Source organism: Microbacterium sp. NPDC028030, assembly GCF_040637855.1.
In the GTDB taxonomy this organism is placed as follows: domain Bacteria; phylum Actinomycetota; class Actinomycetes; order Actinomycetales; family Microbacteriaceae; genus Microbacterium.
In genome coordinates this window covers 1159061-1181871 of sequence record NZ_JBEZXF010000001.1, presented here as the reverse complement: position 1 = coordinate 1181871, position 22811 = coordinate 1159061, and the positions used below count along the sequence as shown (strand labels likewise).

Here is a 22811-nt window from a genome sequence, read left to right as displayed (position 1 = left end):
CGCGCCCTGTGTGCCGCCAGAGGCCCGAGCCCGTGCCTCAGGACCCGTGCACGACCACCTTGCCCACGGTGTGGCCGGCCTCGAGGTGGGCGAGCGCGGCGGGTGCCTCGGCGAAGGGGTACTCCCGCTCGATCACCGGCACCACCCGCCCCTCGGCCACGAGTTCGAGGAGTTTGGCCAGCACCTCCTGCCGGGGCGTCGCAGCGAGGGGACGGATGCGGCGCGCGCCGAGGGAGAGTACCGCCGCTCGCAGCATCCGCGGCACAGGCCCGAGCACGTGCCCGCCGTCGCCGGTGACCAGCACGATCGAGCCGCCGTGGACGACCAGCCGCTGCAGCTCTCGCAGAGGCATCCCTCCCGCGATGTCGATGATCGCGTCGAAGCGTCCGGTCGGAAGCTCGCTCAGCGGCGATTCCCGGTGATCGAACGTGCGGACCGCGCCGAGGCGCTCGACGAGCGGGGCGTTGCGTGTGCTGCAGGACGCCCAGACCTCCGCCCCGCGAAGCGCGGCCAGCTGCACCGCGAACGTGCCGACGCCGCCGGATGCCCCGATGATCAGGACGCGCGGGGTCGCCGCCCTGAGCCCGACACGAGCCAGGTCGAGCGCCTGCCACGCGGTTCCTCCGGCGATCGGCAGGCTGGCGGCGGTCGCGGGCGCGACGTCGGGCGGGATCGGCACGAGGCGCGAGGCGGGCACGCGCACGTACTCCCCCAGGCCGCCGCCGCCGACCAGTTCGCCGACGACCTCCTCTCCTACCTCGGCGCTGACCACATCGGGTGCGACCGCGACGACGGTGCCGGCGACCTCCATGCCCCGCACCGGATGCTTCGGACGGGTGAGCCCGAAGACCGGCCGCACGAGGAGGGGGTCGCCGAGCAGGAGCCGCACATCGCCGGCGTTCAGCCCGGTGGCCCGCACCCGCAGCAGCACCTCGCCGTGGTGCGGCACCGGCACCGGGATCCGCTCGAGTGCGACTCCTTCGGCGGGTCCGTAGGTCTCGCGGCGCCAGGCCGACATCGTCTCGGTCATGATGCTCCTTCTGGTGACGGCGGGGCGGGGTACTGGAAGACCTCGTCGAGGCCGACGCCGAAGGCACGGGCGATCTGGAAGGCGAGCTCGAGCGTGGGCGAGTACTTCTGCTGCTCGATCGCGATGAGCGTCTGCCGCGTCACCCCGATCGTGCGCGCGAGCTCGGCCTGGGTGAGCCCCGCCTGTTCGCGGTGCAGTCGGATGCTGTTCGAGACGAGGGTGGGTTTGACCATCAGACGAGCCCCCGCCGGTAGGCGATCACCCTGGCGACTCCGCCGACGAGCGCCGAGACCGCGAACCCCGCGAACATCGTGTTGGCGATCCAGAACACGTCGGCTCCGACCGCGCAGAGCAGGATGACCCCGAGACCGGCGATCACGACGAAGGCCTGCTCGACGCGCGAGCCCATGCGGTTGATGTCGCGGTCGCGGATGTCGGAGCGCCCGACCCCGTCGGGGTCCTTCGCTCCGGCGATCATGCCCCAGACGATGCCGATGACGATCGTCGCGACGATGCCGCCGCCGATCACCCAAAGCATCAGCGGGAACCAGTCGACCGCGGTGAGGGGCCCGCCGGCCGCCTGCTGGAGCACCAGCACGACGTACACGACCATCGTGATCGGGCTCACGATGAGTCCCGCCCAGGCGTTGCGCTCTTCGTAGACCATGATGCCTCCGATGTAAAAGATTCTTGACACGCACAGCGTACGCCCGCGCACTCGCGGGTGTCAAGAATTCTTTACACTTCGGTCACCGCGCCTCCTGGCGCCCGTTTAGGGATTGATCCCGTCCGTGCTAACACGTAACGTTTCAGAAGGCGAGGGCACGCAAACGTCGTGAGGACAACCAGTGAGAAACCGCGCACGGGGCACGTCCCACTCCATCGCGGCGATCGCCGGCGCAGCATCAGCGTCGGCGATCGCCCTGTTCTGCATGTACGCAGAGGCCTTTTCCTGGGGTGTGAACCGTGGCACTCTTCTCGACGCCACCCTCACGCCGATCGGCTATGTGACGCCCACGTTCTCGTGGACGTTCATCCTGGCGGAGGGCCTGCTGTGCGCCGCAATCGCCGTGTTCCTGGTGCGCGACACGGTCGCTGCCTATCGGCGGACGCGGTTGGTATCCGCGGCAGTCGCCGCCGCGATCATTCTGCTCATCGCGATCGTCTCGCAGATCACATCCCCCGGCGGATGGGCTTTGAGCGCACTCCCGCTCTGGCAGCGCGGCGGCCACTTCCTCGCGACGTCGAGCGCTTACGTCCTATTCACGGCGCTCCTCGCGCTCTGCGCCTGCACGAAGTTCACTGTTCTCTCCCCGAAGACAACGGACACACCGGACGGCGACAACCCTCAGATCACGTCGCTGCTCCAGGGGTCGAGGTTGCCGTAGCGGTGCGCGGTGATCGAGATCGACTGCTCGTGCACGAACGGCAGCAGTTCGATGCGGGCGGCGGCCGTGACCTCGCCGTCGTATACCGCGAGGTCCGGGTCCCCGCCCGAAGCCTCGGCCAGGGCGGTGTGCAGAGCCGCGACGGCCGCACGACCGCCGACCAGGCGCACCCTGTCGCTCACCGGCAGCACGGGAACCCCCTCGACGACGGGGTCTTCGCGGAGCATCCGCTGCATCCACTCCTCGTCACTCTCGAGGAACACCGGGGCATCGAGGTCGCCCAGCGCGCGACGCACGTCGCCGGGCAGCCCGACCGGGGTCGACAGCACGAAGTCGGCCCCTGACCGCACCCCGGCGATGACGACGCGGAGGAGGTCCTGCAGGGCGGCGTCCGCGGTCGCACGGATCTCGACGGGCACCGGGCGGTAGCGGAACAGGTTGCGCTCGACGCCGAGGTGCGAGACATCGCGCACCTGGCCGAACTCGCGGTCCCAGGCCAGCGCATCCGAGAGGGCGGAACGGCGCAGCCACTCGAACGACTCGTACTCGAGCGACGACTGGGCCGACTCGATCAGCGCGGTGATCCGGGAGTCGAGGCCGCGCAGATGCAGAGTGCTGGAGGCCGGACCACCCGGCTGCGAGCGCCAGGATCCCAGCCCGATCAGGTAGTTCGGGCCACCGGCTTTGGCGCCGGGGCCGACGGCGGAGCGCTTCCATCCGCCGAACGGCTGCCGCTGCACGATGGCCCCGGTGATGCCGCGGTTCACGTAGAGGTTGCCCGCCTGCACCCGGTCGAGCCAGTACGCCAGATCGTCCGGGTCCTGCGTGTGCAGTCCGGCGGTGAGGCCGTACGCGACGGCGTTCTGCATCTCGACCGCGCGGGCGAGCGTCGGTGCGTGCATCACGCCCAGGACGGGGCCGAAGAACTCCTCGGTGTGGAAGCGCGAGCCCGGCTGCACCCCCACGCGCACACCCGGGGTCCACAGCCGCCCGCTGCCGTCGTCCTCCGGAGACAGGGCGGGTTCTATCAGCCACTGCTCCTCGCCTTCGAGCTCGCTCAGCGCCCAGGCGAGCTTGCCGCGCGGCTTCTCGATCACCGGACCCACTTCGGACAGCGGATCGCTCGGGGGTCCGACGTGCAGCGAGCGCACGGCATCCGCGAGCTGGCGGGCGAATCGCGCGGAACGGCCGACCGGACCGACGAGGATCGCGAGCGACGCCGCGGAGCACTTCTGCCCGGCGTGACCGAACGCGCTCTTCACGAGGTCGGCGACCGCGAGATCGAGGTCGGCCGACGGCGCGATGATCATCGCGTTCTTGCCGCTCGTCTCGGCGAGCAGCGGCAGGTCGGGTCGCCACGAGCGGAACAGCGCCGCCGTGTCCCAGGCGCCGGTGAGTATCACGCGGTCGACCGCCTCATGCGTGACGAGTGCGCGCCCGAGATCACCCTCTTCGATGTCGACGAGCGCGAGCAGGTCACGCGGGACACCGGCCTGCCACAGCGTCTCGGCGATCACGGCGGCGCAACGGCGCGCCTGCGGCGCCGGTTTGAACACCACTCCGGAGCCCGCGGCGAGCGCGGCCAGCACTCCCCCGGCAGGGATCGCGAGGGGGAAGTTCCACGGGGGCGTGACGAGCGTCACGGCGGCGGGGACGAAGACGGCGCCCGCGATCGCGTCCAGCTCTCGCGCCCTGGCGGCGTAGTAGCGGGCGAAGTCGACCGCCTCGCTCACTTCGACGTCGGCCTCGGCGAAGACCTTGCCCGTCTCGGACGCGGCGACCTCGATCAACTCCGCCCGCCGGGACTCCAGAGCTGCGGCCGCACGCAGCAGCACGTCGGCACGCTCGGCAGCGGGTCGGCCTCCCCACGAGGGCGCCGCGTGCTGGACCCGCCGCACGGTCTCCTCGAGGGTCTCCGCGTCGTCGATCCGTGCGGCGCCGATCGTCGCGACTCCGAGGTCCGAGACGGGGATGCGCTCGCGCACGCCGCGGGCCCAGTCACGGTTCGCGGGGAGCGCCGGGTCGCTGTCGGCGGTGTTCCAGAAACCGGGTGCGCCGCCCGCGTCCTGCTCCAGCTCGCGGGCGGAGTACACGGCCGTCTCCAGGAACGCTTCCCTGCCGGCGTCGTCCGACCCGCGGGAGATCCCGAGCACGGCCTTGGTGAGGTCGGTCTCCGGCACGGGCGCGACCGGGGCGGGGCGCACGGACTCGTGCACCGGAGCGAGCCGATTCTGGGTGCGGCGCGGGCCGCTGCGGAACGTGGGGTCGGTCGAGCGGTCGAGCGCGTCGAGGAAGCGGTCCTGCTCGCGCACGAAGAGACCCTCGTCGTCTCCGAGCCGGAACGCGGCGGAGAGGAAGTTGTCGGACGAGGCGTTCTCCTCCAGGCGCCGCACGAGATAGCTGATCGCGACGTCGAACTCGGCGGGCGCCACCACGGGCACGTAGAGCAGCACGGGGCCGACCTCGCGCGACACGGCCTGCACCTGGCCCTGGGCCATGCCGAGGAGCATCTCGAACTCCACGGCATCCCGCACGCCGCGCTCCCCGGCGAGCAGCCACGCATAGGCGATGCCGAAGAGGTTGTGACCGGCGATGCCGAGCTTCACGCCCGCGGTGTGCTCAGGCTGCAGCGCCCAGTCGAGGCAGCGCAGATAGTTCGCATCGGTGTCGACCTTGGCGTCGAAGGTCGCGGGCGTCCAGCCGTGCATCGTCGCCTCGACACGCTCCATCGCGAGGTTCGCTCCCTTGACGAGGCGCACCTTGATGCGGGCGCCCCCGTGCGCGACGCGGTCCTGCGCCCAGGCCGTGAGCTCCTGCAACGCGGGGAGCGCATCGGGGAGGTAGGCCTGCAGCACGATGCCCGCTTCGAGTCCGGCGAGCCGCGGATCCTCCAGGATGCGCGTGAAGACGGCGATCGTGAGGTCGAGGTCGCGGTACTCCTCCATATCGAGGTTGATGAACGTGCCGTCGGCGGCCGCAGTCGCATACAGCGGGAGGAGCCGATCGACGACCTCGTCGACCACCTCGTCGAAGGCCCACATCGACAGGTGACTCATGATGGCCGACACCTTGACCGACACGTAGTCGACGTCTGGCCTCTTGATCAGCTCGTGGATGCCGTCGAGCCGGCGCCGCGCCTCCGCCTCTCCGAGCACGGCCTCGCCCAGGAGGTTGAGGTTCAGGCGCGACCCCGAGGCGCGGATCCGCTCGATGGCCGCACCGAGCTTCGCGGGGCGCGCATCGACCACGAGGTGCCCGACCATGTCGCGGAGCACGCGGCGCGCGATCGGCACGACGGGCGAGGGGAGGATCGGGGCGACTCCCCCGCCGAGACGGACGACCGAGCGCAGGTACCAGGGCAGGAACTCGGGCACGATGGGGGCGATCCGATGAAGTCGTGAGGCCGCGGCGCTCAGACTCTCCGGCCGCATCACCCCGTCGACGAAGCCCAGCGTGAAGGGCAGTCCGTTGGCGTCCTGCAGCACGCCGGCGAGACGCGCGGCGGCGGGGTCGGGCTCGACGGCTGCGGCCTCGATGACCCAGCGCCGCGCGAGGTCGACGGCACGGTCTGCGAGGGGTGCGGATGCCACGGCATCCGCCGGGGATGACGACGACTCTGCCATGGTCCCACCCTAGGTCTGGATGCCCCCGCAGCGCGGGAGCCCGCACCCCTCGCCGCGGCTCACAACGCCGCGATGATGTCCTCCACGCGCTGCTTGGCATCGCCGAACAGCATCTGCGCGTTGTCGCGGAAGAACAGCGGGTTCTGCACGCCCGCGTACCCGGCAGCCATCGAACGCTTGAACACGATCACGTTCTCGGCCTCCCACACCCTGAGCACGGGCATCCCGGCGATCGGGCTCCCCGGGTCCTCGGCGGCGGCAGGGTTGACGGTGTCGTTCGCGCCGATCACCAACACGACCGAGGTCGAGGCGAGGTCGTCGTTGATCTCGTCCATGCTCAGGACGATGTCGTACGGCACCTTCGCCTCGGCCAGCAGCACGTTCATGTGACCCGGGAGGCGACCAGCGACCGGATGGATGCCGAAACGCACCTCCACCCCCCGCTCACGGAGCCGACGGACGAGATCGGCCACGGGGTACTGGGCCTGCGCGACGGCCATGCCGTACCCGGGGGTGATCACGACGCTGCCTGCCGCGACCAGCATCTCCGCCGCACTCTCTGCCGTGATCTCGCGGTGCTCGCCGTACTCGGTGTCGTCTGCGGTCGAGGCCGCGATGCCGAAGCCGCCGGCGATCACCGAGAGGAAGGAGCGGTTCATGGCCTTGCACATGACGTAGGAGAGGTAGGCACCGGACGAGCCGACCAGCGCACCCGTGACGATCAGCAGGTCGTTGTTCAGGAGGAACCCGGCCGCGGCCGCCGCCCATCCCGAGTAGCTGTTGAGCATCGAGACGACCACCGGCATGTCGCCGCCGCCGATCGAGGCGACCAGATGCCAGCCCAGGGCGAACGCGAGCACGGTGACCGCGATCAGGAGCCAGAGCTGCTGGTCGTTCACGAACCAGACGGTGAGCACGACGAACGCGATGAGCGCCCCGATGTTCAACCCGTTCTTGCCGGGGAGCATGAGCGGCTTCGACGACATCCGCGCCGAGAGCTTCAGATACGCGACGATCGATCCGGTGAAGGTGACACCGCCGATGAAGATGCCGATGAAGACCTCGGCGTTGTGGATGCCGACCAGCTGCGGCGCGATCTCCGGGTGGGCGAGGTAGCCGTTCCAGCCGACGAGCACCGCGGCCAGGCCGACGAAGCTGTGCAGGAGCGCGATGAGCTCGGGCATCCCGGTCATCTCGACCGCGCGCGCACGCCAGAGCCCGATGGCCGCGCCGATCAGGACCGCGGCGACGAGCAACCCCAGACCGAGGAAGGCCCCGGTGCTCCAGGCGTCGGCGACTGTGAGAGCCACGGTGGCGAGAAGCGCGATCGTCATGCCGGAGATGCCGTAGACCACCCCGGCGCGGGCGGACTCGTGGCGGCTGAGACCCGCGAGGCTCAGGATGAACAGCAGGGCGGCGACGATGTAGGCCGCCCCCGCGAGGGCGTCGACCGTCATTTCCGGCCGCCCTTCGCCGATGTCCCGAGCGTGAACATGGCCAGCATCCGGCGGGTGACCGCGAACCCGCCGAAGATGTTGATCGATGCCAGCAGCACCGCGACAGCGGCGAGCACCTGCACGATAGGCAGGGGCGAGGTGATCTGGAGCATCGCGCCGACCACGATGACGCCCGAGATGGCGTTGGTCACCGACATCAGCGGGGTGTGCAGCGCGTGGTGCACCTTGCCGATCACGTAGAAGCCGATCACGACCGACAGCACGAGCACGGTGAAGTGCTGGGGCAGCGGAGCCGGCGCGAACGCGTTCACGGCGAACAGGGCGGCGACGCCGACGACGATGAGCGTGACCTTGCGCGCCGCGGACATCTTCTTCGCCGGAGCGACCTCGACCGGGGTCGCGGGTGCCTTCGCCGAGGGCGCCGCGGCGACCTGCACGGCGGGCGGCGGCCAGGTGACCTCGCCGTCGCGCACGACCGTGACCGAACGCTGCACGACGTCGTCGAAGTCGATCACCAGACGCCCGTCCTTCGCCGGGGTCAACAGGGCGACGAGGTTCGCCAGGTTCGTGCCGTAGAGCTGCGAGGCCTGCGCGGCCAGGCGCGATGCCAGGTCGGTGTAGCCGAGGATGATGACGCCGCCGTCGGTGACGACGCGTTCGCCCGCGACGGAGCCCTCGACGTTGCCGCCCTGACCCGCTGCCATGTCGACGATGACGCTGCCCGGCTTCATCCGCGCGACGTCGGATGCCGTGATGAGGCGAGGTGCCGGCCGTCCGGGGATGAGCGCGGTCGTGATGATGATGTCGACGTCGGCGGCCTGCTCGGTGTAGATCTCAGCGGCTCGACGGTCGTAGTCGGCACTCGTCGCCTTGGCGTAGCCGTCGGTGGAGGCGGCGACCTCGACGTCGACCGGAAGATAGCTGCCGCCGATCGAGGTCACCTGGTCGGCGACCTCGGGGCGCGGATCGGTCGCGCGGACGATCGCGCCGAGGCTCGACGCCGCGCCGATGGCCGCGAGCCCAGCGACCCCGGCCCCGGCGACGAGCACCTTGGCCGGCGGCACCTTGCCCGCCGCGGTCACCTGACCCGTGAAGAAGCGGCCGAACTCGTGGGCGGCCTCGACGACGGCGCGGTATCCGGCGATGTTCGCCATCGAGCTGAGCACGTCCATCGACTGTGCGCGCGAGATGCGCGGCACGGCATCGAGCGCGAGCGCCGTGATGCCCCGCTGCGCGAGCGACTCGACGAGGTCCGGACGCAGCGCCGGCGAGAGCAGTGCGATCAGGGTCGCACCGTCGGCGAGGAGTCCGATCTCCTCATCGCCCGGGGCCGTGATCGCGAGGACCACTTCGCTCCCCCAGGCCTCGGTGCGGTCGACGAGAGCCGCACCCGCCGCTTCGTACTCCGCATCGGGATAGGAGGCTGCCGCGCCCGCTCCCCGTTCGACCCTGACCGTGTGGCCCAGCTTCCCGAGCGACGCGATCGTCGCCGGGGTGGCCGAGACCCGTGCTTCGCCCGCAGGCTCCCGCACGATGCCGATGACTGCCACTGCTTCCTCCTCCGCCCGTCTGCGTCGACGGGATACCGGGGCTTCTGCGCCCCTGACTTTTCGCTCAGAGTACTGAGCGGCGTGCGGGAAACGCCCCCTCTTCGGGTCTGTGACGGGGAAAGAAGCGGAGTTCTTGCGGAAAGCGCAGGAGGACTCGGTCGAGGTGCTGTCGGTCCTATGCTGTTGCCGTGACCACCCCGCCACCGGAGACCCCGACCCCCGGGCAGGATCCGGCCGTCGCCGCGTCGAACGCGAGCGCGCGGGCGAAGGTCCTCGGCTGGGCGCGGCGCAGCATCGACCTGATCCCGACATCATGGCTGATCACCGGCGCGGGCGCTGTGCTGCTGGCGACGACCGCCGTGTTCGGCGGGCTGGAGGCCGCGGCGGTCGATCCGACTCCGGTCGTCGAGGTCGGCGAGACCTTCGCCGGCTCCGACCTGGAGATGACCGTCGTCGGCGTCGAACTGCGCGACGAGTTGAGCGATGAGCGCGGCCGGACCCTGGTCTTCCCGGACGAAGAGAAGGGCGAGCGGATCCTGGTCGTCACGGTCGACGTCACCAACACGTTCGACACGCCGCGACCGTCGACGGCGAACGCCCCGCAATCCCCGGTCGTCGACGGCATCCGCATCGAGGGGCTCGACGAGAAGGGCGACGTCCTCCGTGCCGACGACGGCGAGCGCGCCCCACGGTTGCAGCCCGATGTCCCCGCCCGCCTGCTGCTCACCTGGACAGTCGGACCGGATGACTTCCACGACGGCGACGAGATCACTCTCACGCTCCCCGAGTCGGACCACTACGTCGGCCAGAGCGTGATGCGCGGCGACTACTGGGTGGACGTCCGCGTCGGAGCGACCCTGCCGGCGACCATCGACGAGGTGAGCGCACCGTGAAGAAGCACATCCTGATCTGGGTCGCCACGGCCGCGCTCCTCGTCTGCGCGTGGGGCGTGTCGAAGGCGACGCTTCCCGACGACGCCCCGAACGCCCCGTTCTCCACGGTCGCGCAGATCGGCGAGGAGGCCTCCACGCGCAATCTGGTCGTGACCGTGACCGACGTGCACCTCGCCGACCGGGTCACGGATGCGGAGGGCTGGTCGGCCGACGGCACCTGGCTCGTCGTCGACCTCGAGGCCGCCACCGGCGTGACGCAGGATCAGAGCTCGTCCCGGCTTGCGGAGCTCACGATCGGCGACCGCACGTTCAGCGCGACGGATCGCGGCACCACCTTCGTCGACCAGCGCCTGGTCACCGGCGTCCCCCGCTCCGGGAGCCTCGCATTCGAGCTCCCCGACGACGTCACCGGCGACCGCGCGACGCTCCGACTGGGCATGCCCGGGTCCGGCCTCGGAGAGGTGCGGCGCGACACCGTGATCGACCTGCCGATCGACCTCGCCGCGCTCCCCGACGAGGCTGAGGTGCTCCTGGACGAGAACGGCTGGGCCCGATGACCATCCCGCCGCCACTCGTGCCGCCCGCGCCCCAGGAAGACCCGGTGCCGGCGGATGCCCCGGCGAAGTCGCCCTCCTGGTGGCGGCGGAACACCCTGGCGCTGGTCGCACTCGTCCTGCTCTTGCCGGCGACCGCCATCGCGGTCGGGTGGCAGGAGTGGTACCAGTACTTCGGATTCGGGGCCCGCGCGGTCACGCCCGTGGTGGTCGCCGAAGACGAGACGACCGATCTCGCCGGCGCAGACTGGGGTCCGGTGCGCGGCGGAGAGATCGAAGAGCTCTCGGGTCTCGACGTCCCTCCGAACACGCGCCTGATCGCGGTCGGGGTGCCGGTGGATCCTGACACGGAGGGGATCGGGTGCGAGACACCGACCCTCGTCGAGCAGTCGACGGGGCGCGAGTGGAGTCCCGTCCGCGCCGAGATCGGGCTGGACTGGAGCCCGGACGAACCGGACACCTGCCTCAGCGAACAGGCCGGCGCCTACGAGCTGATCGTGCCGTTCGTGGTGCCCGATGACGCCGAGGGCCCCTTCTGGGTCGACGTGCGCCCTTACGACGCCGGCGGCTCCTTCGTGAGGTTCGAGTTCGAGCCCTGACCCTCGACGCTGTCCCTGGCCGGTGCGGTGACCATCGCGGCGGCGACGGCGTCCACCGATGAGGGCAGGAGTCCTGCGGCATCGGCGACCGCGCGCATCTCCCCTTCCGCCTCCGAGACGCCCGCCGTGTCGGTGCGGTCCTGCTGGCGCTTGCGGAGCCGCGCCAGAGTGGCGTCGTACGCCCCGCTGATCACCGCGATGCGCACCGGCTCCATCAGCAGGAGCGGCACGAGCGACACGAGGGGCGCGGCGATCGCCCAGAACACGAATTCCTGCGGCCCCACCAGCCGGGTGATGCCGAAGCCGAGGTACGACTCGAGCGCCTTGACGATCACGTACAGCAGCGCATAGGACCCGACGAGCAGCGGGCCGGCGCGCCACATCAGCAGCAGTGCCCGCCCGATCGGCCGGAAGCGGGCACCGAGCTCCTCCCCGAGGTCCTTGAGCCGGCGCACGAGCGGATTCGGGATCACCGCCGCGTGGGCACGCACGCGGGCGATGAGCTCGCTCTCGACCCGCAGCTTCTCGGCGACGATCGCCTGCCCGAAGACCACGCCGGCGATCGTGAGCCAGGCGAGCGGGGCCAGGAGCACCGGCCCCGCCTCGGAGAGCAGCCAGCCGATCCCCTCCCACAACCAGCGCAGCGGGGCGACGGCATCCAGGACCTGCTTCCTGACGGTCTCGAGGAAGGCCATGGCCGCGCGGCTGTCGACCCACCCCTTGATCGCGTCGAAGATGTCGCCGAGCACCATCACCGAGAAGAAGACCCAGACGACCTCGAAGTAGACCGCCACCGGCGACAGCCACTTCGCGAGCTTCGGCGACCACTTCGACCAGGCCCAGCGGCCGGCGAACGCGAGCACGATGATCGAGATGGTCCACACATTGATCGGCAGGTTCAGCACGGTGTCATCCGAACTCACGGGCGGTTCGCCGTTCACGCTCGCCGTCCAGATGATGCCGTTGCGCACCTCTAGAGCGCGCATCGAGTAGGCCCGCACGTCCTCGCCGAGCAGCCCCTGCGCCCAGTACACGGCGAAGAAGGGGAGGATGCCGGCGAGAAGAGCCGACAGGAAGGTACGACGCCGATCCGCCGCGGCCTCCGGCAGCGGGGCGACCTCCTGCAGGTTGCGCAGCCCGTCGCGCAGCACGAGGAACATCGCGACCAGGCTGATCAGCCGGGCGAGGATCGCGATCGGCAGCACCAGGAATCCGAGCGTCGCCGACGAAGCGCCGACGAAGCCCGCGATCTCGGTGATCACGTAGTGCACCAGGACGCCGGCCAGGTACCACGCCATCAGCGCGGGCCAGTGCCGCCAGAGCACACGCCCGGTGGTCGTCAGGATCGCCAGCACACGCCTAAGCTACCGCGCCGGACGCGCGACGACGGCGCACGGCTCAATTCCAGATGCTCGGCGCCTTCGTCCGCACAGGCGGGAGGGCGGACGCCGCAGCCCAGTCGTGCACCCACGCGTCGATCTCCGGCACGCCCTCCGGCTTGCCCACCGCGGCGAACAGCTCCTCGTTGCTGACGGTGCCGCCGGTGCGGCGCAGCATCCGCGCCCGCACGATGGCCCTGGCATAGACCTCGCCGTCGACCACGGCCCTGTGCTCCATGAAGAGGGCCTTGTCGTCGTGGCCGATGAACCGCGACTGCACCTCGAACCGCTGCCAGAGCTGCAGCGACTTGCGGAACGTGATGGTCTCGCTCGACACCACCGCGTACCAGCCGCGCTCCTTCATCGCGTCGAACAGACCGGTGCGGATGAGCTGGTCCCAGCGCCCGAGGTCGAACAGCGACAGGTAGCGGCCGTTGTTCATGTGCCGCAGGATGTCGAGGTCCGTAGGGAGGGTGGTGACGCGCACACTGCCCACCGCGGTGGGATCGAGAGTCTTGCCCTGCCGTACGCGACGGCGAGCGCCGAGGATCACCAAGAGGGTGCGCCAGATCACATTCACGAGGATCGATCGTAGCCAGGCGTGTACGAATCGCGAACATCGTTGTGCAGATCCTCCATGCAGCGGTTCCGCGTCTCGTCACGCGTCCCCTCGATTTCCCCTTCTCGGATGCCCCGCGTAGAGTCGCGACCATGAGCGCCGAAGCCCAGCCTGAAGTCATCGTCCGTCCGGTCCGTGATGTGGATGCGGAAGCCCTCGGTCGCGTGCACGCGCAGTGCTGGCACGAGACCTACGACCACCTGATCAGCAAGGCTGCGCTCGAGAAGGTCTCCCCTCGTCGCATGGCCGAGCTGTGGACCCACTGGGCCGCCCAGGGACCCGAGTTCAAGATGAACGCCGCGCTCGTCGACGGCGAGATCGTCGGGTTCGTCGGCTCCGGCCCGGCCCGTGACAAGGACGCCCCGGCGTTCCGCGAGCTCTACTTCATCTACCTGCTCGACGCGTATCACTCCACCGGCATCGGCCAGAAGCTGTTCGACGCCGCCGTCGAGAAGGACGAGCCGCTGTATCTGTGGGTCGCCGAGGACAACCCCCGCGCGCACCGCTTCTACACGCGCAATGGATTCCGTCTCGACGGCGCGACCCACACCGAGCCCTTCCTCGGCGAGACCCTGACCGAAGTCCGCTTCGTCCGCCCGTGAGGTGAGGCTGGTCGCGGTCACCGGCGGTATCGGAGCCGGCAAGAGCACGGTCTCGCGTGCGCTGGCCGCGCGAGGAGCGCAGGTGATCGACGCCGACGCGACGGCCCGCAGAGTGGTCGACCCGAACGACCCTCGAGGGCCGCGGGTGCTGGCGCAGATCGCCGCCCTGCTCGGCGCCGAGGTGCTCGCCGACGACGGTTCGCTCGATCGGGAGCGCGTCGCGGCCGTGGTCTTCCACGATGAGGAGCTGCGGCACCGCTACAACGCGATCGTGCACCCGGCGATCATGCAGGCCACGGCCGAGGAGATCGACGCCCACCGCGGCACGGAGGCCGTCGTCGTGCACGAGATCCCGCTGCTCACCGCCGACACCGCCGCCCTGCCGTGGACGTACGACCTGGTCGTCACGGTCGAGGCCGACGCAGAGGCGCGTGTGCGCCGGCTTCAGGACGGTCGCGGATACACGCGCGAGCATGCGGAAGCCCGCGTGCGGGCTCAGGGCGGCGAGGAACGGCGCCTCGCGATCGCCGACGTCGTGATCCGCACCGACGGCTCGCCGGCCGACACCGAGCGGCGCGCCGACGAACTGTGGCGACGCCTGACCGCCTGATCCGTCGCCCGTCGGCGCCGGCAGCTCACCGGTACTTGCGCAGCTCCTGACGGGCGACCGAACGCAGGTGCACCTCGTCGGGGCCATCGGCGATGCCCAGGATGCGGGCGCTGGCCCACATGCGCGCGATCGGGGTGTCATCCGTCACGCCCTTGCCGCCGAACGCCTGGATCGCCCGGTCGAGCACCGAGCGGGCCGCCCGCGGTCCGACGATCTTCACGGCGGCGATCTCGATCGCCGCGCCCTTCGCTCCGACCTCGTCGATCATCCACGCGGCCTTGAGCACCAGCAGGCGCGCCTGCTCGATCTCGAGCCGCGACTCGGCGATCCAGGTCTGGATGACGCCCTGATCCGACAGCGGACCGCCGAACGCCTCGCGCTGCATGACCCGCCTCGCCATCATCTCCAGCCCGCGCTCGGCCATGCCGATGCAGCGCATGGCGTGGTGGATGCGCCCGGGTCCGAGCCGTGCCTGCGCGATCGCGAATCCGTCGCCCTCGCCGGCGAGCAGGTTGCCCACGGGCACGCGCACATCGCTGAACACGATCTCGGCATGGCCCTGCTGGTCGTGATAGCCGAAGATCGGCAGCGAGCGGATGACCTCGACACCCGGGGTGTCGATCGGCACGAGGATCATCGACTGCTGCCGATACGCCTCCGCCGCCTGGTCGGTCTTGCCCATCAGGATGAGGATCTCGCAGCGCGGGTCGGCCGCCCCCGTCGTCCACCACTTGCGCCCGTTGATGACGTACTCGTCGCCGTCGCGCACGATCGAGGTCGAGATGTTGCGCGCATCGGAGGACGCGACATCCGGCTCGGTCATCGAGAAGCCCGAGCGGATACGGCCGTCCATGAGGGGGGCGAGCCACCGCTCCTGCTGCTCCCGGGTGCCGAACATGTGCAGGATCTCCATGTTGCCCGTCGACGGCGCCGAGCAGTTCAACGCCTCGGGGGCGATGTAGGGCGAGCGGCCGGTGATCTCTGCGACGTGCGCGTAGTCGAGGTGGGTCAGGCCGGACAGGGCAGGCAGGAACAGGTTCCACAGCCCCCGGGCGCGGGCCTCGACCTTGAGCTCCTCGATGATCGGGGGCACCTCGTGGCTGCGGGGCCCGTGTGCCTCGAGCTGCGCCTGATACACGGGCTCGGCCGGGTACACGAACTCGGTCATGAAGGCGTTCAGACGGTCGATGACCTCCTGTGCCGCGGGGCTCGGTGACAGGTGCATCAGCTCTCTCCTCTCTCGTCGCGCTCGACGGTGTCGGTCGTGGTCGCCAGGATCACCTTGCCGAGCGCCCCACGACCCATCACGACCTCCAGCGCCGCCGCGGCATCCGCGAGGGGATGCACGGCGTGGATGTGGGGACGCAGCTCTCCGCGGGCGTACCACTCGAACATGCGCGCCATGTTCTGCGCGTTGGATGCGGGATGGCGGCGGGCCCATGCTCCCCACAGCACCCCGAGCAGCGAGCCCCCGCACACCAGGAGCCGGTTCATGCCGACCCGGGGGATGTCGCCGGAGGCGTAGCCGACCGTCAGGTAGCGACCGCCCCAGGCGAGGGCACGCACCGCGGTCTGTGCGTGCTCTCCGCCGACCGGGTCGTAGACCACGTCCACACCCCCCGGCGCGAGTCGTCGCAGCTGTTCCTGCAGCGCGCCCTCGGAATAGTCGATGACCTCGTCGGCGCCGTGCTCGAGGCACAGGCGGCGCTTCTCCTCGCTCGACGCCGCGGCGATCACACGGGCGCCGAGCGCCGCGGCGATCTCGACCGCGGCCAGGCCCACTCCGCCCGAGGCTCCGAGCACCAGCACGGTCTCGTCCTTCCTCAGGTCGGCCCTGTCGACGAGGGCGTGGAACGAGGTGCCGTACGCCACCGGGAAGCCGGCCGCATCGACGAACGACATCTCGTCCGGTATCGGGAAGACCATGTCGGCCGCGACGAGCACCCGCTCCGCATACCCGCCCATGCCCGTGAAGGCGAGGACCCTCGCGCCGGGGCCGACGCCGGAGACATCCGCCCCCACCGCGACCACCACCCCGGCCACCTCGGATCCGGGTGTCAGGGGCGGCTCGGTCCTGGTCTGGTAGGTGCCGGCGACGATGAGCCCGTCGGGGAAGTTCACCCCCGCCGCACGGACGTCGATGACGATCTGACCGGGCCCCGGTGTCGGAGTGTCGACCTCGTCGAAGCGCAGCACGCGCGGAGTCCCCAGCCGGTGGGCGACGTGCGCACGCATCAGGAGTCGCCCTCCGGCGCGACGAACGTGGCCCACGCCGTCGCCGCGATGCCGCCCGTCTGGCGGGTGCAGTCGAGCTCGACGTCGATCAGCGCGACGCCGTCCTGCTCGTACTCGCGCAGGACGCGACCGGTGCAGGTGAGCACGTCTCCCGGCCACACCTGCTCCCTGAACCGCGTCCTGAACGAGCGGACCCCATCGGCGCCCAGCCAGTCGGTGGCGTACGTGCCGAGGAGTCCCGCCTGCAGCATCCCCACCGAGAAGGGCGAGGGGTAGCCGGCGGCCTCGGCATAGGTCTGATCGTGGTGGATCGGGTTCATGTCCCCCGACGCGCCCTGATAGCGGACGAAGTCGGTGCGCGTCTGCGGCTCGATGATCCACGGCGCAGGACTCGGGCGAGGGGTCATGACTCCTCCTTCGCGGCGCGGGCGGTCTCGACGCCGGTCATGGTGGAGCGCGCGACGAGCACGCCCTCCTCGTCGACGAAGTCGGTGACCATGACGACGAAGGTCAGCGCGCCGCCTCGCCTCCCCTCCTTGACGTACATGTCCGCGATCCGGGAGGTGCAGTGCAGGCGCGTGCCGGCGGACGGCGGAGGGCCGAAGAACTCGTACTGCTGCTCGGCGTGCAGCACCCGCTTGCCGTCGAGCTGCGCCGCCTCCCACGGGTTGCCGGCGGGCGGCTGCCAGAGGTTGGTCACCGTGAGGAACGTGGGAGGGCTCACCGGCACCTCACGCTCGAGATAGGCGGGGTTGCCCGAGCGGGTCGCTCGCGCGAACTCCCGTATCTTGCCCCGCTCGACATCGAGCACGTACGTCTCACCCACGGTTCCCACCGCATCGAGATCGGCCATGTCCGCTCCTCTCTCAGGCGTGCCGGCTGCGGACCGACACGGGAACGATCTGCTCAGACAAGGTCGACCATCTCCGTCTTCAGCTCTTCGACGGTCCACCGATCACCCTTGTCGATGACCTTGCCGTAGCTCCACGGCAGGAATCTGCGGACCTCACCGCCCTTGGCGTAGAACACCGCGCCGGTCGCGGGGCAGTCCGCGGTGAGCAGATAGGCCACGAGAGGCGAGACGTTGCCAGGGTGGAACACGTCGAAGGCGTCGGGATCCTCCGGTGCCGCGACGAGCTCCTTGATGCCCGGCACATCCTGCGTCATCCGGGTGCGGGCCACGGGAGTGATCGCGTTGGCCCGCACGCCGTAGCGACCGAGCTCCTGCGCGATGATCTGCGTGAGCGAGGCGATGCCCGCCTTCGCCGCACCGTAGTTGCTCTGACCCACCGCGCCGATGAGCCCCGACGTGCTCGACACGTTGACGATCGACGCCGAGACCGCGTCGCCCGCTTTGGAGCGGTCGCGCCAATGCGCGCCGAACATGCGGCACGGCGCGAAGGTCCCGCGCAGCTGCCCGGTGATCACGTCGTCCCACTCCTCCTCGCTCATGTTGACGAACATGCGGTCGCGCAGGATCCCGGCGTTGTTGACCAGCCCATGCACCTCGCCGTAGACCTCGAGCGCGGTGTCGAGCACCTGTTGCGCCCCTGCCAGCGTGGTGATGTCGACGGTGCTCGCCACCGCCGAGCCGCCAGCGGCGGTGATCTCGTCCACGACGGCTGCCGCGATCGTGTCGTCGGCGCCGCTGCCGTCCGCAGCGGTGCCGTTGTCGTTCACGACCACGCGCGCGCCCTCTCGCGCCGCGAGCAGCGCGTGCTCGCGGCCGATGCCGCGGCCCGCCCCCGTGACCACGATCACGCGGCCGTCCAGTTGCTTCGTCATCGTTCTCTCCTCATCGGTGTCTGCGTCGCCGGTGCGGCGCCGTCATTCGTGTGCGGTGCCGGACATCCGCCCGGCACCGAGTCGTTCGAGAACCGTCTGGGCCTCGGTCATGATCCGGTCGATCAGCTCGGCGACAGTCGGGACGTCGTCGATCAGCCCGACGACCTGTCCCGTCGCCATCACGCCGGTCTCCGCATCACCGTCCCGCAGCGCCGCGCGGTAGAGCATCGGCGCATTCGCCGCCATGATCACCTGGCTCCAGGTCAGCCCCTCGTGGCGACGCATCGCGAGCCCCTCGCGGATCATGTGCGACCACGGCGTGCCGGACAGCCGCTGGAATCGGACGGCGTTGCGCGCGGCGCGAAGCATGCGCTGCGGTCCGCGCGTCGATTCGAGGGCATCGATGGTCCCCGCTCGGAGCACACGCTGCGGCACGCCGTCGATCTCGCGGGTGACGACCGTGTCGGTGACGCCCTTCGACAGGTACACGTCCTTCACCGCCTGTGCGACCGGGGAGTCGGTCGTCATCATGAAGCGCGTCCCCATGGCGATGCCGTCGGCGCCGTAGGCGAGCGCGGACACGAGGCCGCGTCCGTCGAAGTAGCCGCCGGCCGCGATCACCGGGATGTCGACGGCGTCGACCACCTGGGGCAGCAGCAGGCTGGTGGGCACGGCGCCGGTATGGCCCCCGCCCTCGCCGCCCTGCACGATGACCGCATCCACACCCCACTCGGCGACCTTCTCGGCATGCCGACGCGCTCCGATCGACGGCACGACCACCAGGCCGGCATCCTTGAGGTGGTCGATCAGCTCGCGCCGCGGGGCGAGGGCGAAGGAGGCGACCTTCACGCCCCTGCGGATGAGGAGGGCGACCCGCTTGTCGACGTCTTCCTGGTTGGCGCGGATGTTCACGCCGAAGGGCGCGGAGGTGTGCTGCTGCACGTGGTCGATGGCCTGAGCGAGCTCGTCAAGCGAGAGCATGCCGCCTGCGATGATGCCGAGCCCACCGGCACGCGCGGTCGCGGCGGTGAGCGTCGCATCGGACACGTACCCCATGCCCGTCTGCACGACCGGATGGCGCACGCCGAAGAGATCGGTGACGCGGGTCCGCAGCGACGGCACGACCACCGGACCGGTCACCCCCGCACCTCGAGGTCGCGCAGGCCCCGCGGATCGATCACGGTGCGGATGAGGTCGAGCTCGTCCGCCGTCGGCAGGCGGGTCTCGGGAACCGCATCGGGAAGCACGAGGTCGAACCCCGTGGCCGCGACCACGTCGTCGACGCTCACCCCCGGATGCACCGATTTCAGGCGCAGCCGCCCCGAGCCCTCCTCGTAGTCGAACACGGCGAGGTCGGTGATCACGTATCGCAGATCGTGGTGCTTCTGCGCCGACGGTCCCGCCGCCCGCGCGTTGTCGTTGCCGACGCCAGACACCATGTCGACCGCCGGCACGAACACGCGGGTGCTGTGAGCGGGAACCCAGTAGCTGGTCGGGTGGTACACGGAGTTGCCGGGGGCTCCGCGCACGCCGAGCAGTTGCACCGTCGGCTTCGCGTGGTCGCCGATGGCCGAGATGTTGGCGTTGCCGTACGCGTCGAGCTGCGTGGGGATCATCGTGATGTGACGCTTGCCGTGCCACACCAGGGTGAAGATCTGGTTGAACGGCAACCAGGCCTCGACCTCGCCGTCGGGCGGACCGCCGAGCGCCCAGGTGCCGCGCATCGCGGTGGCCTCCCCATCGGAGAGCACGAGATCCGGAGAGAACGTGTGACGGGCGAGGCGCACGCCGATCGCGGGGACCGTCCCGAATGCACTCGCGATGATCTCGCCGTCGTCGCGATAGGCGTCGGCACAGGCCACGGCGCAGACCTCGGCGCGGGTGGCGTCGCTCATGAGAGTGCTCCGCTCGCGGTGGCGGCGGGCTGGGCGAGATAGCGGTCGAGGAATCCCTGCCACTGCTCTGGGTCCTTCGCGGCGGCGACGTATTCGCGTTGGAGCTGTTCGTCGCGGTCGTAGTCGGGAACGCACGAGGTGAAGTGGGCACCACCGGGGGCTTCGACGACCCCGCTGACGAGCAGCCGGGGGATGCGGATCGTGGCGGGGTGGGCGTCGGCTGTCAGCTCGGCCGTGGCGACGATGCGCTCCACCGAGACGTAGGCGTTCTCGGCGGCGAGGCAGAAGAGGTCGTCGAAGTACAGGTCGGGCCCGAGGTACTGCGCGTTGCCGTGGATGTCCGCGCGGTTCATGTGCACGAGGGCGGCGTCGAGCGGGATCGCCGGCATCGCCACCAGGGTCTCGCCCTCGTAGGGATCGACGACCGTCTGCAGATGGGGGTTGACCCGCATCACGTCGGAGCCGAGTCCCGCCCGGGTCGGCAGATACGGAAGCCGTATGCCGGCGGCCTGAAGCCCCCACTGCAGCATTCCCTCGTCGTACTCCTCGACCTCGATCGTGCCGTTCTGGCGTGCGGCGCGGAAGTGCGGGTCGAGAGGGATGGAATCGAGCGACACGAAGCCGAAGACGACCTTCTTGACCTTGCCCGCCGCGCACAGGATCCCGACGTCCGGCCCGCCGTACGACACGATCGTCAGCTCCTCGAGATCGGAACGGACGATCTCCTTGACGAGCGACATCGGCTTGCGCCGTGAGCCCCATCCGCCGATTCCGATGGTCATGCCCGACCGCAGCCGGCCGACCACCTCCGCTTCCGTCATCGTCTTGTCCACCACTGCGATCCTCACTGACCCGTCGACACCTAACAAGTGCTTGCTTTTCATCAACGTAGCAAATGCTTGATTGGTTGTATAGTCGGCGGCATGGAGACACCACACGAAGCACGCATGGAGCGGTCGGAGCGCACCGACCTGATCCTCGAGTGCGCCGCCGAGCTGTTCGCCGAGAGGGGCATCGCCGGCACCACGGTGCGTGACATCGCCGGGCGGACGGGCATCCTCTCCGGCAGCCTGTATCACCACTTCCCATCGAAGGACGCGATCGCCGACCGCATCGTCACGCTCTACCTCGATGAGCTGATCGCCCGTTACGAGAGCGTGCTCGCCGCGGGGGGCGACGCCCGCTCCACGCTCGGCGGGCTGGTGCTCGCATCATCACGGGTGAGCCGCACGAATCCCCACGCCTCGGAGATCTACCAGCGTGAGACGGCCTACCTGCGCCAGCTCCCCAGCCGCGACCGCATCCGCGAGGCCACCCGCGCGATCAGGGAGACCTGGATGACAGCCCTCGAACGCGGCGTCGCCACAGGTGATCTGCGCCGAGACGTGCCGGTGGAACTGCTCTACCTGCTGGTGCGGGATGCCGTGTGGCTGACCTCCCGCTCCTTCTCCCCCTCCTCCACGCTCGACCAGGAGGGGATCGCGCGGTCGATCCTGTCGGTGTTCCTCGACGGGGCCACCGCGCAACCGGAGGAGAGGGCCCGCCGATGAGCGCGCACCCGACCGACCGGGGACTCCGCCCCGACGCCGTGTCGGCCTGGTTCGCCGAACACATCGACGGGGCATCAGGTCCCCTCACGTTCGCGCAGATCGCCGGCGGGCGCTCCAACCTCACCTACCTCGTGCAGAACGACTCCGGCGCGCGCTGGGTGCTGCGCCGCGCGCCCCTCGGGATGGGCGACTCCCGCTCGCACGACGTCCTGCGCGAGGCCGGAGTGCTCACACGACTCGCCCCCACCCCGGTGCCGGTTCCCGCCGTGGCAGGGCGCACCTCGGATGACGCGATCACGGGTGCTCCCTTCTACGTCATGGAGCACATCGACGGCGTCGTCCTGCGCGACCCCGCCGCCGTCGAATCCGCCGTGACTCCCCCGCGACGCCGCGCCTTCGCCGCCTCCCTCGTATCGCGCCTGGCCGACCTGCACGCGGTCGACCCCCGCGATGTCGGCTGGGGCGAACTCGCCGAACGCGACGACTACCTCTCGCGCCAACTGGGCCGATGGCACGCGAACTGGGCCGCGGACCGGGTTCGGGTCCTCGACGACATCGGCCGCGCGCACGACCGGCTGCGCGAACTCGTCCCCGCCCAGACCTCGGCGCGGATCGTGCACGGCGACTACCGGATCGACAACTGCGTGTACGGGCCGGACGGCTCGATCCGCGCCGTGTTGGACTGGGAGCTCACCACGGTCGGCGACCCCCTGGCCGACCTCGGTCAATTGCTGACGTACTGGGCCGAGCCCGACGACGAGGTGCGGGCCCTGCAGAACCCCCCGACCCTCGCACCCGGCTTCCCGACGCGCGAGGAGCTGATCGGGATGTACGTCGCGGCCGCCCCGTCCACCGATGTCTCCCGCCTCGACTTCCACGTCGCCTACAACTGGTGGAAGGTCGCGTGCATCGTCGAGAACGTGTACACGCGGATGGCCCGCGGGGCGATGGGCGCGAGCGACCGCCCGCCGGCGTCGTTCGCCGCGCAGGCCGAACGCATCGCGGCGGAGGCGTGGCGCCTCACGCGTGAGCTCTGACGGCC

General features: G+C 70.3%; 24 protein-coding genes. 8 read left to right on the top strand and 16 right to left on the bottom strand.

The window, feature by feature from the left end; all coding sequences use genetic code 11:
- Positions 1–37: 37 nt before the first annotated feature.
- From AB0E56_RS05835 to AB0E56_RS05825, 3 genes are read right to left on the bottom strand one after another with little or no spacing between them, the layout of a single operon-like run.
- Entirely contained in the window at positions 38–1030 is a 993-nt protein-coding gene (locus AB0E56_RS05835) for an NAD(P)-dependent alcohol dehydrogenase (RefSeq protein ID WP_359797377.1), read from the bottom strand.
- Positions 1027–1263: a helix-turn-helix transcriptional regulator gene (locus AB0E56_RS05830; protein ID WP_359797375.1), complete on the bottom strand. Its 237-nt coding sequence runs from the start codon at positions 1261–1263 to the stop codon at positions 1027–1029. Before AB0E56_RS05830 ends, AB0E56_RS05835 begins: the two co-directional genes overlap by 4 nt.
- The gene (locus tag AB0E56_RS05825; RefSeq protein ID WP_244632158.1) at positions 1263–1727 is read right to left on the bottom strand and encodes a hypothetical protein; all 465 of its coding nucleotides are present in this window, start codon (positions 1725–1727) and stop codon (positions 1263–1265) included. Before AB0E56_RS05825 ends, AB0E56_RS05830 begins: the two co-directional genes overlap by 1 nt.
- Before the next feature lie 151 nt (positions 1728–1878).
- On the opposite strand from AB0E56_RS05825, the gene AB0E56_RS05820 reads away from it, so the two are divergent.
- Positions 1879–2418, top strand: a complete 540-nt coding sequence (locus tag AB0E56_RS05820) for a hypothetical protein (RefSeq protein ID WP_359797372.1) — start codon at positions 1879–1881, stop codon at positions 2416–2418.
- On the opposite strand, the gene AB0E56_RS05815 is transcribed toward AB0E56_RS05820, so the two are convergent.
- Genes AB0E56_RS05815 through AB0E56_RS05805 form a run of 3 tightly spaced genes read right to left on the bottom strand, consistent with a single transcriptional unit; the run spans position 2379 to position 9048 of the window.
- On the bottom strand, positions 2379–6041 hold the full coding sequence (locus AB0E56_RS05815) for a proline dehydrogenase family protein (RefSeq protein ID WP_359797370.1): 3663 nt from the start codon (positions 6039–6041) through the stop codon (positions 2379–2381). The genes AB0E56_RS05820 and AB0E56_RS05815 overlap by 40 nt on opposite strands.
- Positions 6042–6100: 59 nt before the next feature.
- A complete protein-coding gene (gene pntB / locus AB0E56_RS05810; RefSeq protein WP_359797368.1) occupies positions 6101–7498 on the bottom strand; it encodes a Re/Si-specific NAD(P)(+) transhydrogenase subunit beta in 1398 nt (465 codons plus the stop codon).
- On the bottom strand, positions 7495–9048 hold the full coding sequence (locus tag AB0E56_RS05805) for a Re/Si-specific NAD(P)(+) transhydrogenase subunit alpha (RefSeq protein ID WP_359797367.1): 1554 nt from the start codon (positions 9046–9048) through the stop codon (positions 7495–7497). The genes pntB and AB0E56_RS05805 overlap by 4 nt, the downstream gene beginning before the upstream one ends.
- A 188-nt stretch (positions 9049–9236) precedes the next feature.
- Between AB0E56_RS05805 and AB0E56_RS05800 the strand changes: the two genes are divergently transcribed.
- From AB0E56_RS05800 to AB0E56_RS05790, 3 genes are read left to right on the top strand one after another with little or no spacing between them, the layout of a single operon-like run.
- Positions 9237–9941, top strand: coding sequence for a hypothetical protein (locus tag AB0E56_RS05800; protein ID WP_359797364.1), 705 nt, complete (start codon positions 9237–9239; stop codon positions 9939–9941).
- Positions 9938–10498 carry a hypothetical protein gene (locus AB0E56_RS05795; RefSeq protein ID WP_359797363.1) on the top strand — a complete coding sequence of 187 codons (561 nt, stop codon included), beginning with the start codon at positions 9938–9940 and terminating at the stop codon, positions 10496–10498. The genes AB0E56_RS05800 and AB0E56_RS05795 overlap by 4 nt, the downstream gene beginning before the upstream one ends.
- Positions 10495–11094: a hypothetical protein gene (locus AB0E56_RS05790; RefSeq protein ID WP_359797362.1), complete on the top strand. Its 600-nt coding sequence runs from the start codon at positions 10495–10497 to the stop codon at positions 11092–11094. Before AB0E56_RS05795 ends, AB0E56_RS05790 begins: the two co-directional genes overlap by 4 nt.
- Here AB0E56_RS05790 and AB0E56_RS05785 read toward each other — a convergent pair.
- Both AB0E56_RS05785 and AB0E56_RS05780 read right to left on the bottom strand, forming a co-directional pair.
- Entirely contained in the window at positions 11049–12449 is a 1401-nt protein-coding gene (locus tag AB0E56_RS05785; protein WP_359797360.1) for a hypothetical protein, read from the bottom strand. The two genes, AB0E56_RS05790 and AB0E56_RS05785, sit on opposite strands and share 46 nt — an antisense overlap.
- A gap of 43 nt (positions 12450–12492) precedes the next feature.
- Positions 12493–13053 carry an acyl-CoA thioesterase gene (locus tag AB0E56_RS05780; RefSeq protein ID WP_183151003.1) on the bottom strand — a complete coding sequence of 187 codons (561 nt, stop codon included), beginning with the start codon at positions 13051–13053 and terminating at the stop codon, positions 12493–12495.
- Between the two features lie 131 nt (positions 13054–13184).
- Here AB0E56_RS05780 and AB0E56_RS05775 point away from each other — a divergent pair, with 131 nt between their 5' ends.
- On the top strand, positions 13185–13694 hold the full coding sequence (locus AB0E56_RS05775) for a GNAT family N-acetyltransferase (RefSeq protein ID WP_183151004.1): 510 nt from the start codon (positions 13185–13187) through the stop codon (positions 13692–13694).
- Between the two features lies 1 nt (position 13695).
- On the top strand, positions 13696–14304 hold the full coding sequence (gene coaE, locus AB0E56_RS05770) for a dephospho-CoA kinase (protein ID WP_359797357.1): 609 nt from the start codon (positions 13696–13698) through the stop codon (positions 14302–14304).
- A gap of 25 nt (positions 14305–14329) precedes the next feature.
- Here the strand turns inward: coaE and AB0E56_RS05765 are convergent, their stop codons facing one another.
- The 8 genes from AB0E56_RS05765 to AB0E56_RS05730 are packed head-to-tail and all read right to left on the bottom strand — an operon-like array spanning position 14330 to position 21052.
- Complete coding sequence (locus tag AB0E56_RS05765) at positions 14330–15529, bottom strand: acyl-CoA dehydrogenase family protein (protein WP_359797356.1); 1200 nt, start codon at positions 15527–15529, stop codon at positions 14330–14332.
- Positions 15529–16539 (bottom strand): NADPH:quinone oxidoreductase family protein, encoded by a 1011-nt coding sequence (locus AB0E56_RS05760; RefSeq protein ID WP_359797354.1) that lies wholly within the window; start codon positions 16537–16539, stop codon positions 15529–15531. Before AB0E56_RS05760 ends, AB0E56_RS05765 begins: the two co-directional genes overlap by 1 nt.
- Positions 16539–16946, bottom strand: a complete 408-nt coding sequence (locus AB0E56_RS05755; RefSeq protein ID WP_359797352.1) for a MaoC/PaaZ C-terminal domain-containing protein — start codon at positions 16944–16946, stop codon at positions 16539–16541. Before AB0E56_RS05755 ends, AB0E56_RS05760 begins: the two co-directional genes overlap by 1 nt.
- Positions 16943–17392 (bottom strand): MaoC family dehydratase N-terminal domain-containing protein, encoded by a 450-nt coding sequence (locus AB0E56_RS05750; protein WP_359797350.1) that lies wholly within the window; start codon positions 17390–17392, stop codon positions 16943–16945. Before AB0E56_RS05750 ends, AB0E56_RS05755 begins: the two co-directional genes overlap by 4 nt.
- A gap of 53 nt (positions 17393–17445) precedes the next feature.
- Positions 17446–18324 (bottom strand): SDR family oxidoreductase, encoded by an 879-nt coding sequence (locus AB0E56_RS05745; protein WP_359797349.1) that lies wholly within the window; start codon positions 18322–18324, stop codon positions 17446–17448.
- A gap of 42 nt (positions 18325–18366) precedes the next feature.
- Positions 18367–19464 (bottom strand): nitronate monooxygenase family protein, encoded by a 1098-nt coding sequence (locus AB0E56_RS05740; RefSeq protein ID WP_359797347.1) that lies wholly within the window; start codon positions 19462–19464, stop codon positions 18367–18369.
- Positions 19461–20219, bottom strand: coding sequence for a CoA-transferase (locus AB0E56_RS05735; protein ID WP_359797345.1), 759 nt, complete (start codon positions 20217–20219; stop codon positions 19461–19463). Before AB0E56_RS05735 ends, AB0E56_RS05740 begins: the two co-directional genes overlap by 4 nt.
- The gene (locus tag AB0E56_RS05730) at positions 20216–21052 is read right to left on the bottom strand and encodes a CoA-transferase (RefSeq protein ID WP_359797343.1); all 837 of its coding nucleotides are present in this window, start codon (positions 21050–21052) and stop codon (positions 20216–20218) included. The genes AB0E56_RS05735 and AB0E56_RS05730 overlap by 4 nt, the downstream gene beginning before the upstream one ends.
- A gap of 90 nt (positions 21053–21142) precedes the next feature.
- Between AB0E56_RS05730 and AB0E56_RS05725 the strand changes: the two genes are divergently transcribed.
- Complete coding sequence (locus AB0E56_RS05725) at positions 21143–21769, top strand: TetR/AcrR family transcriptional regulator (RefSeq protein ID WP_359797342.1); 627 nt, start codon at positions 21143–21145, stop codon at positions 21767–21769.
- Entirely contained in the window at positions 21766–22806 is a 1041-nt protein-coding gene (locus AB0E56_RS05720) for a phosphotransferase family protein (RefSeq protein ID WP_359797341.1), read from the top strand. The genes AB0E56_RS05725 and AB0E56_RS05720 overlap by 4 nt, the downstream gene beginning before the upstream one ends.
- The last annotated feature ends 5 nt before the right edge of the window (positions 22807–22811 follow it).